The sequence below is a fragment of the Roseivirga sp. genome, assembly GCF_965216855.1.
Taxonomy (GTDB): Bacteria; Bacteroidota; Bacteroidia; order Cytophagales; family Cyclobacteriaceae; genus Roseivirga.
Map to the genome: position 1 here is coordinate 1263400 of NZ_OZ244204.1, position 13608 is coordinate 1277007.

Annotated in this window: 14 protein-coding genes; 7 read left to right on the forward strand and 7 right to left on the reverse strand. The window is 43.1% G+C overall.

The annotated features are described in order from the left end of the window. Positions 1-53 precede the first annotated feature (53 nt). The 4 genes from ACOOEY_RS05555 to ACOOEY_RS05570 all read left to right on the forward strand — a co-directional run bounded on the left by ACOOEY_RS05555 (position 54) and on the right by ACOOEY_RS05570 (position 4308). A complete protein-coding gene (locus ACOOEY_RS05555; RefSeq protein WP_420387683.1) occupies positions 54-812 on the forward strand; it encodes a hypothetical protein in 759 nt (252 codons plus the stop codon). A 4-nt stretch (positions 813-816) separates the two neighbouring features. Further along, positions 817-1671, forward strand: coding sequence for a ChaN family lipoprotein (locus tag ACOOEY_RS05560; protein WP_420387684.1), 855 nt, complete (start codon positions 817-819; stop codon positions 1669-1671). Positions 1672-1735: 64 nt separating this feature from the next. Beyond that, positions 1736-2767: an AI-2E family transporter gene (locus tag ACOOEY_RS05565; RefSeq protein ID WP_420387685.1), complete on the forward strand. Its 1032-nt coding sequence runs from the start codon at positions 1736-1738 to the stop codon at positions 2765-2767. 86 nt (positions 2768-2853) lie between these two features. After that, a complete protein-coding gene (locus ACOOEY_RS05570; protein WP_420387686.1) occupies positions 2854-4308 on the forward strand; it encodes a M20 family peptidase in 1455 nt (484 codons plus the stop codon). 154 nt (positions 4309-4462) lie between these two features. Here the strand turns inward: ACOOEY_RS05570 and ACOOEY_RS05575 are convergent, their stop codons facing one another. After that, positions 4463-4900 carry a cytochrome B gene (locus ACOOEY_RS05575; protein WP_420387687.1) on the reverse strand — a complete coding sequence of 146 codons (438 nt, stop codon included), beginning with the start codon at positions 4898-4900 and terminating at the stop codon, positions 4463-4465. A gap of 115 nt (positions 4901-5015) precedes the next feature. Between ACOOEY_RS05575 and ACOOEY_RS05580 the strand changes: the two genes are divergently transcribed. Next, positions 5016-6053 carry a zinc-dependent alcohol dehydrogenase family protein gene (locus ACOOEY_RS05580; protein ID WP_420387688.1) on the forward strand — a complete coding sequence of 346 codons (1038 nt, stop codon included), beginning with the start codon at positions 5016-5018 and terminating at the stop codon, positions 6051-6053. Between the two features lie 23 nt (positions 6054-6076). Here the strand turns inward: ACOOEY_RS05580 and ACOOEY_RS05585 are convergent, their stop codons facing one another. Both ACOOEY_RS05585 and ACOOEY_RS05590 read right to left on the reverse strand, forming a co-directional pair. Next, a complete protein-coding gene (locus ACOOEY_RS05585) occupies positions 6077-6619 on the reverse strand; it encodes a DsrE family protein (protein ID WP_420387689.1) in 543 nt (180 codons plus the stop codon). Between the two features lie 65 nt (positions 6620-6684). Next, complete coding sequence (locus ACOOEY_RS05590; RefSeq protein WP_420387690.1) at positions 6685-7239, reverse strand: DsrE family protein; 555 nt, start codon at positions 7237-7239, stop codon at positions 6685-6687. A gap of 153 nt (positions 7240-7392) precedes the next feature. Between ACOOEY_RS05590 and ACOOEY_RS05595 the strand changes: the two genes are divergently transcribed. Further along, positions 7393-7986 carry a TetR/AcrR family transcriptional regulator gene (locus tag ACOOEY_RS05595; protein ID WP_420387691.1) on the forward strand — a complete coding sequence of 198 codons (594 nt, stop codon included), beginning with the start codon at positions 7393-7395 and terminating at the stop codon, positions 7984-7986. After that, the gene (fabF, locus tag ACOOEY_RS05600; RefSeq protein ID WP_420387692.1) at positions 7983-9224 is read left to right on the forward strand and encodes a beta-ketoacyl-ACP synthase II; all 1242 of its coding nucleotides are present in this window, start codon (positions 7983-7985) and stop codon (positions 9222-9224) included. Before ACOOEY_RS05595 ends, fabF begins: the two co-directional genes overlap by 4 nt. A 69-nt stretch (positions 9225-9293) precedes the next feature. Here the strand turns inward: fabF and ACOOEY_RS05605 are convergent, their stop codons facing one another. From ACOOEY_RS05605 to ACOOEY_RS05620, 4 genes are read right to left on the reverse strand one after another with little or no spacing between them, the layout of a single operon-like run. Next, positions 9294-11717, reverse strand: coding sequence for a hypothetical protein (locus ACOOEY_RS05605; protein WP_420387693.1), 2424 nt, complete (start codon positions 11715-11717; stop codon positions 9294-9296). After that, positions 11704-12540: a hypothetical protein gene (locus tag ACOOEY_RS05610; RefSeq protein WP_420387694.1), complete on the reverse strand. Its 837-nt coding sequence runs from the start codon at positions 12538-12540 to the stop codon at positions 11704-11706. Before ACOOEY_RS05610 ends, ACOOEY_RS05605 begins: the two co-directional genes overlap by 14 nt. Then, positions 12537-13118 carry a hypothetical protein gene (locus ACOOEY_RS05615; RefSeq protein ID WP_420387695.1) on the reverse strand — a complete coding sequence of 194 codons (582 nt, stop codon included), beginning with the start codon at positions 13116-13118 and terminating at the stop codon, positions 12537-12539. Before ACOOEY_RS05615 ends, ACOOEY_RS05610 begins: the two co-directional genes overlap by 4 nt. A gap of 7 nt (positions 13119-13125) precedes the next feature. Then, positions 13126-13602: a nucleoid-structuring protein H-NS gene (locus tag ACOOEY_RS05620; protein ID WP_420387696.1), complete on the reverse strand. Its 477-nt coding sequence runs from the start codon at positions 13600-13602 to the stop codon at positions 13126-13128. Positions 13603-13608: the final 6 nt, after the last annotated feature.

Here is a 13608-nt window from a genome sequence, read left to right on the forward strand (position 1 = left end):
ACTAAAAATGTAAAGCCACAAGGTTTTTAACACATGCTAAGCTAAATTCAACCATGCGAAATTTACTGATCACCTTTTTATTGCTCCTCTGTTTTACAGCTTACTCTCAGGAAGCCAAAGACACCCAGGTTATTGTCAGAACACAGGCAAAAGATGCCAAATTCATAGGCACCAGCATGGGTGGCTCTCTCATCATTATTCGTGATGCGCAAACTCACGAAGTCCTGGCTAAAGGATTAACCGAGGGTGGAACAGGTAACACAGGCATCATTATGAACACTCCCAGAGAGCGGTATATGGATATCACTGAGGGAGCAGCCCGTTTCGAAACGACCCTCCGCTTGACCAAACCGGTGCTGGTGGATATTGAAGCCATAGGGTCTGTAAATCACGAATCAAGTGTAGTAAGTCAAACCCAGGTATGGCTGATCCCTGGCAAGCATATGGACGACCAGGGCATTATTCTGGAAATTCCGGGATTTGTTGTTGACGGCCTTTATCCTCAGGCACATCAGGGCTTTTCTATAGAAAAAGATATTGAAATCGAATTGAAGGCGAACATTGTAATGATGTGTGGCTGTACTATTTCTTCAGGCGGCACCTGGGATTCTGACCCAATGGAAGTAGAAGCTGCCATCTATGTAAACGGCACCTACTGGAAAACCATTAGTATGAGTAACCCCACTGACAACACTTTTACAGCTCCGCTGAAATTGGAAAAAACAGGCAGTCATGAAGTGATCATTACCGCCTATCACCCTGACTCTAAGAATACAGGTGTAGATCAGTTATATTTCAGAGTTTCTAATTAAACCTATGAGAAAGTTTTTATTCAGCCTGATCTTATCAGTATTCGCCCTTTTTAGCTTCGCCCAAAACAACGGGCCTTATGTGATCTACAATGCCAAGGGTAAAAAAGTCAGCTATAAGAAAATGATGAAAGCTTTAGCTAAGCAGGATGTCGTTTTCTTTGGAGAGCTTCATAACAACCCCATAGCACACTGGCTTCAGTATGAAGTGACCGCAGAGCTGGGCCAGTCACGTGGACTGATACTAGGAGCTGAAATGATGGAGGCTGACAATCAGGATGAACTGGACGATTACCTGGCTGGAAAAATCAATCAGAAAGCATTGGATACTTTAGCCAGACTTTGGAAAAACTATCCTACAGACTACGCCCCTCTGATCGACTATGCCAAGGCAAATGACCTTAGGTTTATTGCTACCAATATTCCCAAAAGATATGCCAGTCTCGTCAACAAAGATGGTTTTGAAGCCCTGGAAACATTAAGTAATGAGGAGAAAAGCTGGATTGCCCCTCAGCCTATTCCTTACGATGCCAATCTACCGAGGTATGTAAACATTCTTGATATGATGGGTGGACATGGCACTCCCAACCTGGTTAAAGCACAGGCATCCAAAGATGCAACCATGGGCCATTTTATAGCCAGTAATTATGAAGAGGGCAAACTATTCATTCACTACAATGGCTCTTACCATTCGGGATATCATGAAGGCATTCTATGGTACCTGAATCAGTATCGTCCCGGCCTGAACATGCTTACCATTACTACGGTTGAACAGGCAGATATTACGAAACTGAATGAAGAATTTCTCAATGAGGCTGACTTCATTATTTGCGTAGATAAAGACATGACGAAAACTTACTGATTTCGGTCGGTTTTGAGGTTTTGCGTCAATTTGTAGCTTACCTTTGTTACATCAGTATGAAGCCATGAACGACCGCAAAACCACCAATTTACTTCTCTTGATTATTGCAGTGCCTTTGGTTTTCTATATTCTGAAAACCTTGTCATTCATATTCATTCCGCTGATTTCTTCAATGTTCATTGCACTCATCTTTCTGCCCATGATGCGTTGGCTGAAAAGACGAGGCATTCCTAAGTATGTCAATATCTTTCTGGTAGTGCTGATCATTGCGGCATTCTTTAAGCTATTTGGTGAGTTAGTACAGCTTTCGAGCAAAGAGATTCTTGCCACAGACAATCAATTCTTTGAGCAGGCAAAGAGCAAGCTATCGCTTCTGGTTATTCAACTGGAAGGCTTTTTTGGAGTAGACTTCCTGAATGGCGAGGAAACTATGAAAGACTTCATTAGCAAAGAAGCATTGATGAAAAACTTCGTCCCTACGGTAGACTTTGTCAGCGGAACTGTTTCAATGACCCTCACTACCGTTTTCTTTGTCTTGCTACTCCTGGCAGAATCTTTTGATGTCCAGAAGATTATGCGTTCTACACTGATTAAGCAGCAATTTACTTCAGTGAAAACCTTCAGGAAAATTGAGAAAGACCTGCTCACCTTTATCAAGGTGAAGTTCTTTGTGAGCTTTCTCACAGGACTGGGTACTGGACTGGTTTGCTGGATGTTTGGAGTAAGCTTTCCCATCTTCTGGGGACTTTTCGCCTTCCTCATCAACTTTGTTCAAATGGTAGGTTCAGTCATTTGCGTCATCACCGTGAGTATCTTTGCTTTTGTAGAAATTGAATCGGCCTCAATGCTACTCTTCTTTGCCTTAAGTGCAACGGGAGTACAGGTGCTGATAGGTGGTGTGCTGGAACCTATTTTTATGGGAAAATCATTTTCAATCAATGTCATTACCATTCTCATCGCCTTGATGCTATGGGGCTTTGTCTGGGGAGTACCGGGACTGGTCATGTCAATTCCAATCACCGTGTTTTTGAAAGTGCTTTTTGAGCAGTACAAGAGTACCAGAATAATTGCTCAGTTGATGTCGGGAAATTCCTGAGTGTTCAACTTTTACCTGATTTTAAGGCATACTGAAAGCAGCTCCATGGCTTAATTATATAACTTGTAGAACAAAGCATTTGGCCTATGAAGAAGCTGTTATTGGGACTGTTCACCATGTTGGTCTTGTTGGTAGCCTATCTACTCTTCAATACTTTTACATTTAAGTCTAAACAAATGGAGATTGAACCTGTGGCTCAGGTAGCTATAGCCGAACAGGCCATTGAACATCTCCAGACAGCCATTCAGTTAAAGACCATTTCTCATGAAAAGGCTGAAGATTTCGATTCTACCCAGTTCGAGCTGTTTAACAGCTTTCTCAGGAACACCTATCCACTCACAGATAGTCTGTTAAACCACCAAACCTTCAATGCGTACAGCCATCTTTATGAATGGAAGGGAAGTAACAGTTCTCTAAAGCCCATTATACTCATGGGTCATTTGGATGTGGTGCCCATAGCCTCTCCTGATAAATGGTCCGTTGACCCCTTTGCGGCTGAAATTCGTGATGGCAAAATCTGGGGACGTGGTACCATTGACGACAAGTTCTCTGTCATAGGTATCCTCGAAGCAGTCGAAATGCTACTACATGAAGGCTTTCAACCTGAAAGAAGTATTTACCTGGCCTTTGGCCATGATGAGGAAGTTGGTGGCGACCTGGGAGCTGTTAGCATAGTGAATGCCTTACAATCTCAGGGTATTCAAGCCGAGTATGTTTTGGATGAGGGTTATGCCATTACCCAAAAACTGATTCCCGGTATTGATCCTGATGTCGCGATGATTGGTATTGCTGAAAAAGGTTCTACGACCATTGAGTTTACGGTAGACATGGAAGGAGGACATTCGTCTCAACCGGCATCGGCTACAGCTATTGACGTGCTTGCGGGTGCCATAGCCCGATTAAAGGAAAAACCCATGGAAGCGACTATTTCAGAAGCCATGGCGGGCTTTATAGACCAGTTGGGTCCGGAAATGGGTTTTGTGAATAAAATGGCCTTCGCTAACAAAGGGCTATTCAAGCCACTGATTATCTCGACTTATGAGAATGCCAGCAATGCAGGGAATGCACTGGTCAGAACTACTACCGCTCCGACTATCTTTGAAGCGGGGATCAAAGAGAATGTGATTCCAACATCGGCCAGGGCCCTGGTCAACTTCAGAATAATTCCGGGGCAAACAGCTGAAGATGTACTGGCACATGCGATTGAGGTGATTGACGATGAACGTGTAAAGGCTCGCTTTTATGGATTCAATAGTGAGCCCTCACCTGTCTCACCCATTGACTCATGGGGTTATGAAATAATCAACCGAAGTATTAATGAGATCTTTGAAAAGACCCTCACTGCCCCTAACCTGGTTATTGCCGCTACCGACTCACGACACTATAGCCCTTTGAGTGATAACATTTACCGCTTTGTTCCCTATCATATTAATGAGGAAAACATCAGTACTTTCCACGGTATTGATGAACACATACTGGTAGAGGACTATGAGAATGCCATCAGATTCTACCGTCAGTTAATTTTAAACAGCCAACAGTAACGGACGTGGCGTGAGGGATAGAAGCGACTACCCCACAGACAGGTGGTGAACCTGGCGAGGAGTAAAAGCGGATAGCCCGACCCGCAGGGGCACGCCCAATAAAAAACCCCTGGCATTAACCAAGGGTTTCGTTTGTATTGAATGCTTTTGAGGTTTAAAACCAACCGGCTGTTTCAATTCTCATGGGCCATGGAATACCGGCCAGGATCAGTAGTAGTCCGATCACATACCAGGTAAATACAGCTTTGAATTTCTGAATATCAGAAGCTGCTCTCTTCGATTTACTGTAACCTACCGTGATGGCAATAATGGCCAGAATCATAAGCGTAATATGCTCTATTGAGTAGAATCGGTAGATTGGGTTTTTCATAAATCCATCAGAGAACTGAACGTAGTCGCTCATGAAGTAAAGTACAAGGCCCAGAATCAATTGAACATGTGTAAAAACCATGGCAAATAGGCTGATCTTTTTGTCTTTGGCAGTCCAGATACCATTCTTCTTTTTAGAGAAGGCATTGAAGATTGCGGCTAAGAGAAGGATGAGAATGATCCATCTTAATCCTGAGTGAGCGTGAACTAGTCCTTTATACATAAGCTTGGGTTTGTTTGGTACAAAGAAAGTACAGAAATCAATGAGTTACCTAAAAGTGTATCGTTTTATTCGGCTTTTGCTTTACTTGTCGGAGAAAATCTGATGTCGATTAATTATGAAAGCTGCTCTTTACGAGACCTTCGGTGGCCCCATTACCATTGAACAGTTACCTGATCCTGAAGCCATCGCCAATAGCGTTGTACTTAAAGTAGAAGCCACCGGACTCTGCAGGTCTGACTGGCACGGATGGATGGGGCATGATGCGGATATACGACTACCCCATGTGCCCGGTCACGAGCTGGCAGGTACGGTGGCTGCCATAGGCAAGGGCATCAAACGATTCAATGTCGGAGACAGAGTAACTGTTCCTTTTGTAGGGGGCTGTGGCAACTGCGAGCAATGCGCTTCCGGCAATCATCAGGTTTGCGATTATCAGTTTCAGCCAGGCTTTACTCATTGGGGCAGTTTTGCCGAACATGTGTGCATCCATTATGCGGATACTAATCTGGTCAAGCTTCCAGACAACATTTCATTTGATACAGCCGCCAGTTTAGGCTGTCGGTTCATCACCTCCTATCGGGCAGTTGTTCATCAGGGTAAAGTTCAAAGTGGACAATGGGTTGCTGTTCATGGCTGTGGTGGTGTTGGACTCTCGGCTATTATGATTGCCAAAGCACATGGAGCTCAGGTAATTGCCATAGACATTAACGAATCAGCCTTGCAACTAGCTAAGCAGTTGGGAGCTGACACATGCATTGAGGCAACAAAAACGTCCCCAGTCGAAGCTGTGAAAGACATTACTCAAGGAGGGGCCCATCTCTCACTGGATGCGTTGGGAAATAAACAGACCGCCTATAATTCCATTGCTAATTTACGGAAGCGTGGCAGGCATATTCAGGTGGGACTACTGGCTGGCGATGATTTTGAACCTCATCTGCCCATGCAACTGGTAGTAGCCAATGAACTGGAGATTCTTGGCAGTCATGGTATGCAGGCACATGCCTACCCGGAAATGCTCGCAATGATTGAAAGCGGTAGACTTCAACCTGAGCAACTGATTCAGAAAAGGGTATCACTAGAAGATGTTTGCCACATATTACCCAATATGGGCAACAGCAACCAGGTGGGGGTCAGTGTGGTGACACTCCCCTAAACGACAAGCCTATCCTTTCCTTTCTAAAACTTCAAAGCAGCATACCCTTTCAACTGGTAGGTGGTAAGGGTGGTAAGCATAGAGGTGGCAACCACTACCTCAGGGGCAAGCTTCGTGTGATCAATGTTTCTTCCCATCAATGATTGTGAACATACAAAAATCTGAACCCCGGCATCCTTCAGTTCCTTAAACAATGGCAGGTGGGGATTATCCACATCATATTTAGCTTTATAGGTCTCATTGTCTAATACTGACCAAACGGCACTGGCATGAATGGCTAAGACCACATGCATTTTTTCTTTTGGTACTCCTCCCATGGCATGTAAATTCAGTAACCGGGCAACATTCACTAAGGAATACATCACCTGATCCGGGTTGGAATCACCAGTGGCTACATCGATAATAATCTTATACTCCATGTTGGGATCAGGCTTTTCCATGGCATGCGGAGCATCCATGATACCACCATATCCTTTAATAACCGGATTGATCATTTCCTGACCATGGGCAGCGATTGAAAGGAAGAAACAGCAGGTAGCAAGGAATATATTTCGAAAGTTTTTCATGAGCTTTTCTAATGTAGGCCCAATTGAAACAATTCCTTGCTAATAGTCAACGAGAAATTAAACTTCTAATCCCACTTAAAGTAAGCATAGCCCTTTAGCTGATAGGTAGTAACAGCTGTTAAGGCAGAAGTAGCGATCTTCACTTCAGGGATAACATCGGCCTTTGTATGTCCTTGCAGGGTCAATGACTGACCACAGACAATCAGCTCTACCCCACTCTCTGCCAGTTCTTTGTACAGCTTTATGTATGGGTTCTCTTCTACTTCTGAATATTTGCCTTGGTAAGCTTCACTGTTAACTACTGTGTTAGTGGCCATTCCATGAATCACCAACGTAACCTTAAGGTTTTCCTTCTTTACTCCACCAACGGCATGTAGATTAATCAGCCTGGCGACATTCATGGCAGAGAAATTAACTCTGTCGGGACGATCCATTTTGAAGATTTCTTCAATCAGGATTTTGTATTCCATATCCGGATCTGGTTTAACATCCACGTCTGGCAAGTCGAGTATGCCTCCGTAATTCTTAATGATTGGATTGACAAACTCCCTGTCCTGAGCTGATAATTGGTGACCGACCAAGGTAAAAAAAGCAAGCGCTGTTAAAATTCTGAGTTTCATAGATATATGGTTTAAACCTTCAATGTAAACGAGTTTGAACAGATTCATATGATATTTTACATGAACGAACTTCTGGTCAGCACGCAAACATTCTGGTCAACTTAAAAATGAGCTCGTTTTGATTTTTATACCAATTGGTATATTTTTGTAGTAATGACTAAGTCAGAACGTACCAAAAAGTTCATTATTGAAAAGGTAGCTCCCATATTCAACAAAAAGGGAGTGTATGGTACTTCATTACATGACATAACAGAGGCGACCGGACTCACCAAAGGTGCGATCTATGGAAACTTCCAGGATAAAGATGCGCTGGCACTAGCCTGTTATGAACACAATCTCAAATTCTTCCAGAAAGGACTTTTCAAAGCACTGGCCTCTACGGGTAATGCCTGGACAAAGCTGGACAAGCTCTTTCTATTCTATGAGGAAAGCTTTCCTCATGTTTATAAAAGCGGTGGATGCGCCTTGATGAACAGTTCTATTGAAGCTGATGATGGATATCCTCTATTGCAGGAAAGGGTTAAACAAACCTTCCTTAATTGGAGAACAGAACTGGAAGGAGTGATACTCGAAGGTCAGACAACCGGAGAGTTTAATGGAGAAGTCCATGCCAGTGAAATGGCTAGTCTGATTATAGCAGGTATTGAAGGCACTATTCTGATCTCTAAAGGTATGCAGGATATGACAAGCTTTACATCCCTGCTGAATCACTTAAAAAAGATTATAGAAAAGGAATTAAAACAATGAAAAGAGTTGTAATAACAGGCATGGGAGCACTAACTCCCATCGGTAATAATCTCAACGACTACTGGACCAACCTGAAAGCTGGTGTAAGTGGAGCCGGGGAGATCACTCGTTTTGACACAAGCAAATTCAAAACTCACTTTGCCTGTGAACTAAAAGACTTCAATCTTGAAGATCATATTCCCAGAAGTGAATCAAGGAAGTATGACCGCTTTACCTCCTACGCACTCGTAGCTGTTGAAGAAGCTGTTAAACATGCCGGGATCAACTTCGAAGAGTTGAACAGAAACAAAATCGGTGTGATCTGGGGCTCAGGTAATGGAGGTATTGAAACATTCACCGAGGAAATGATTGACTATGCCAAGAGGGATGAGAATCCCCGGTTCAATCCTTTTTTCATTCCGAAAATCATAGCAGACATTGCTTCCGGGGTAATTTCCATGAAATACGGCCTTCGCGGCATCAACTTCACTTGTATTTCCGCTTGTGCTACAGGCACCACTGCCATTATCGATGCATTCAATTACATCCGATGGGGTAAAGCCAATATGATCATCACCGGTGGTTCTGAGGCGCCAATTACCGCGGCCGGACTGGGAGGCTTCAATGCGTCAAGGGCTTTGAGTACCAACAATGAAGAAGCTGCTACGGCCTCACGTCCTTTCGACAAAACCCGCGATGGATTTGTCATGGGTGAAGGCGCTGGCGCCCTTGTACTGGAGTCTTATGAACATGCCATGGCCAGAGGGGCGAATATCATCGCTGAAGTTGCCGGAGGTGGCATGGCAGCCGATGCTTACCATCTGACAGGGACTCACCCTGAAGGAGAAGGAGCTGTATTAGGTATGCACGAAGCCCTGGAGGATGCTGAAATCAAAGCGGAAGATATTGACTACATTAATCTGCATGCTACTTCAACTCCGGTTGGTGACCAGAGTGAGCTGGTTGCTATGCAAAGGGTGTTTGGCGATACGCCCCGAGTAAAAGCATCAGCTACAAAATCCATGACAGGCCATCTCTTAGGAGCGGCAGGGGCGATTGAGGCCATTGCTTCCATTAAGGCTATTGAAGAGGGTATCATTCCCCCTACCATTAACACTAAAGAGGTAGATGAGGAATGGGCCGGCAAGTTTGATCTTACACTCGGTAAAGCTCAAAAGCATGACATACGCTATGCCATGAGTAATACCTTTGGCTTTGGTGGCCATATTGCCACAGCCATTTTCAAGAGGTTCGAGTAGCCTCCTTTGAAACTTCGCGTCTTTTGCGGTGAATCTTAAATCGCAGGAGGCGCGAGGTTTCTAAACCATTCAATAGAATATAATCTCAACATCAGGCAAACTCTCCAGTAGTTTGTCGATGTCATTTTGACGAAGGCCGGTATTGAAGCAAGTGATTTTCTGAAGACTTTTCAATTCTGTCAACCGATCTAACCTAAAGACTTTAGTATTGGAGCAATCTATTTCCCTCAGATTCTGAAGACCTTCCAAACCCCTGAATCGCTTAACATTGGTTCCAGAGCAATTCAACAATTCCAGCGTAGTTAAGCCAGACAATGGTCGAAGGTCTTCCACCGCTGTATTACTGATATTCAATTGCTTGAGTTCAGGATACTTCAACGCTAAACCGGTAAGATCGCTCACCGGCATCTGGAGTAGTGCTAACCCTTCCAGGTGAGGTAAGTCTGGTAAGTCATTAATGGAATTCAGTTTCACACGCTGAAACTCTATACTCTTCAACCTGTAGAATAGCTCAAGTGAAGCATTAAATGATTCCGTCAAATTAATGGACTGAAACTTCAACTCCTCACGGGCAATCAGGGTATGTAAGTCATCAGCATCTGGCCTGTTTGATATTTTAGCATTTTCTGCAAATTCTCTTTTTAAAGACGGAGCCAATTCATCCCACCACCTGGTAAGCTCAGCAGATATAAACCTGATTTTCAGTGATGGCCTTTTCTTAATTAAGTCAGCCACTTCCTCCCGGGAAATACTGCTTCCATCAAGATCAAGCACCTGTAAACGTGGAAGGTTTCCAAAAGAAGTGAGATCAGTTAAACCCGTATTTCTGGCTTCGATGATCTCAAGGTTACTGAGGCGCTCCAGATTGCTCACTTGATTAAGGTCTGTATCATTCAACGACAAGGCAATCAATTTTGACGAAAGCATGGAGCCATCAAGCTTACTAAGGCGATTACCATTAAGGCTCAAATATTTCAATGACTGAAACCTCGACAGTGGTTCCAGGCTTTTCAGTCCGGCATTGCTTGCATCAAGTGAATCTATTCGGGCTAAAGCGGAGAGTTGTTCCACAGCAGGCTGATAAGTACCCATTCGATCACTCAATCTGGTTTTCAAAGGACTCGGCAGGCCATTCCACCAGGCCATCAATTGATCTGAATTCGTAATGAGCAAAGCCTTGCTTTGGGCATTGAAGTTCTCTACAGAAGCCTCACTAAGTGATGTACCATTGGCATAAACTACCTTGAGTCTTGGCAGGCTCATGATTGGCTCCAGTTCAGTGATTCCTGTATTTTCTATTCTCAAGGTTTCAAGCCCTGTCAAAGTCTGCAGGTCGGTTAGGTCGGTCAACTCTGTTCCGGAAATATCCAGCATGCTCAGCTGATTTAGGCCTGTCCCTCTAAAAGCAAGAAGATCACTATTCTTAAGGTAGAGCTGTTTCAATTGTCTGAGTGTACTGAAGTCCAGACTGTTTAACCCTTTGGCATCTTCCAGCCTCAACACCTCAAGACTTGTTAATTCAGTAATGAAATTCAGTCCCGTTCCTGCTATACCATTGAGATTTAGCTCTTTTAGCTTGTCGAAATTCTTGAGCAATGAAAAATCCTCAACATGACTGTTGCTCAGATTGAGCTTCCTGATGTCCTTATGGTATTTGAGATATTGTAAATCATAAACCGATGTGTTAGACACATCTAATGACTGGAGCTTATTAATGGACAGCAATGGACGAAGATCATTCACCCATGTATTACTTATTTTCAGATGTTTCAGTCCTGTCAATTGATAAATCGGCTCCAGGTCGAGAATCAGGTCATTCCCACTAATATTCAATGAGTCAATAGTAACCAGATTGAAAAGTTCATCGGTCGAAAGACTATCATAAAACAGTCCCAATTTGGTTTGGAACACCTTTTTCCATTCCAGTGTAAGTGAAGACCACCACTCTCTCAGCTGTTTTTCTTTGCTGATCTTGGTGGTGTATATACTCGCTATCTTAAGCTCATTAGCACCATCCATATTGAGCTCCACGTATCTTCTTTTAGTCGTATTTACTGAATCACCACCCAGGCTTACGGCTTCCAGATTTCGCAGAAGGTCGACACGGTAATAAGGTGTGTTATCATCTTTGAAAAGCTTTTGAACAGTGTCTATCTGAAATTCAAAATAGGCCTCCTCAAAGAAGAAATCGATATCCTTTAAGTAAGCCTGAATGTCTTTGTAAATGACTGTAGAACGGTCTTCCTGCAAGTCATCTTCTACCTGTACCTTTTCATTGGCAAACAGCTTCAGATAACTTTCATTGATAATAGTTTCCTTTTCTCCGATTGATGCTCTCTTCCCTCCGAGTAAGTTGAAATAATAGGCCATGGTTTGCACCATGCCCTTGGCTTGCTCGATTCTGGGATCTGCCAAAGAATCGAACTCCTGCGCCTTCATGGTTCCGCATAGACCGAACACAAAGACTACCAGCAATAGCTTACTTCTTATCATAAAGAATTTTTAACAGGTCTTCTTTCTGTTGACTGTTGATTTTAGCCAGATCAGAGATAAGCCATCCGGTGTTATATCCGGGGCGATTAAAATTATTCAATGAGAAGTACCAGCCATCCACTGTAAAGAAGTTGAAGTTAACCCGGTTCACTGTTTCGAAAGTGAGATAACCCATTTTCACTTCATATAGAAATATGGTTAGGAAATCCGGCTCAAAATCGGCCATGGTATAAGACTCAGGACTACCATCCTTTACCATTGCTTTTCTTAGATTCATAAAGTCCAGCTCATGGCTCATTGGGTGAAGAAACTCTTTGGTTTCTCCTCTCTGCTTATCGAATAAGGTTTTATAAGGTTCGAATGAAAGATCATCGATGACCCATTCATAGCCGAGGCCTTCCTGTTGTATCTTCATGTACAATACGAGTGGCCAGGAACGTCCTTTATATCTGAAGGTAGTATTAACTGTCGCGAACCAGTCTGCAGAATGAAGGTCAAGAAAAACCGGTTGATCATCACTGGTTACTCTTTCGACAAACTCTTCGAACAGAGATTCGGAAAACCCGGCATTCTCCTCATCGAAGAGAATGCTCAGGTATCTTTTCCTTAATCTTGCATTTCTGTATTGCCTGTCTTCGGGTTCAAACTCTCTTCCTTTTGTATCTTCTTCACCATTAAATCGGCTAAAAAACTGATTTAACTGCTTGGTACTGGCCAGTAACTGCTGTTCTACCTCATCATCTTCTGTGATGGTTTGTGCAGTGACCATACCAGGAAGAAGGAAAAAAGCGAAACCGCTTATCAGCAATAATCTCTTGATCATATTGATGTTTCAGAAACTCGAATATCACCCAAAATTACATCCCAGAACTCAATGGTTCTACCGGCAATCTGGGTTTCTTTCTTTTCAACGTAGATGGTAATATCCTTTTTGGTAGTATCCTTATAGGCTAACTGATCTCCATTGGTACCTTCAAACTTCTGATAAATAGTAACTACTCCTACATATCTGCCATCAGGCTGTCTTTCCAGGTCAGAGATGTAATGTACATCGTACCATTCAATGGTGACCTTATCATAGTTCAGCGCCATTAATCTTCTGAAGTACTCTCTTACCTTATAGTATTCGATTTCCTCTTTAGCTAATGAAGAAACTCCCATTTCTGAGCCAGGGGCAAAAAGCTCTTCAGCTCTGTCCATGACACGGGTTGCTTCGGTATATGGCGTATTCTTATTACCAATGATTTTAATGTATTTCCCAAGGTCTTTTACCTTCTCTAAAGCCAGTGAATCAATGGCCTTTTCTCTATTAGGATCTACTGCATTCTGGGCCATCATGGCAGTACTTGTGAAAACTGCTATGAAGGCCACTGCTAATATTTGAATATATCGTTTGTTCATCTTCTTCTTATTTTTTCACTAATACCAACTCTTTGATTTTTCCATTCGGATCGCGCACCACTTCCATAACACGGTGAACGTTATTACCTGTGTCTTTTATATAATTGAGATACTTGGTAATATCAGTTGGCTCATCATAGTCTTCAGTTCCGTTGGCTGAATAGATGATAATTAATACCGGAGCATTTCCGTTGTTGAACAACCCTAAGGCTTCACGAATATTTCTATTGGCCACATCGGTAGATGAAGCATTGGCAATTGCCGCAAAATAGTTATTGATTCTTGTGTCGAGAGTTGGTTCCGGAGCGCTTCGAACATCTTTCGGTTCTTCTACTTCTGGTTCCGGCTCAGGTTCAGGTGTTGGTGTTGGCTCTTCCACCTCTGGTTCCGGCTGCGTGTCAACTACAGCCTTCTGGCTTTTACATGAAGCCAGAAATAGAACTAAAACAGCGAATAGAGCGAATGATTTAATTGACTTGTTCATCTGGAT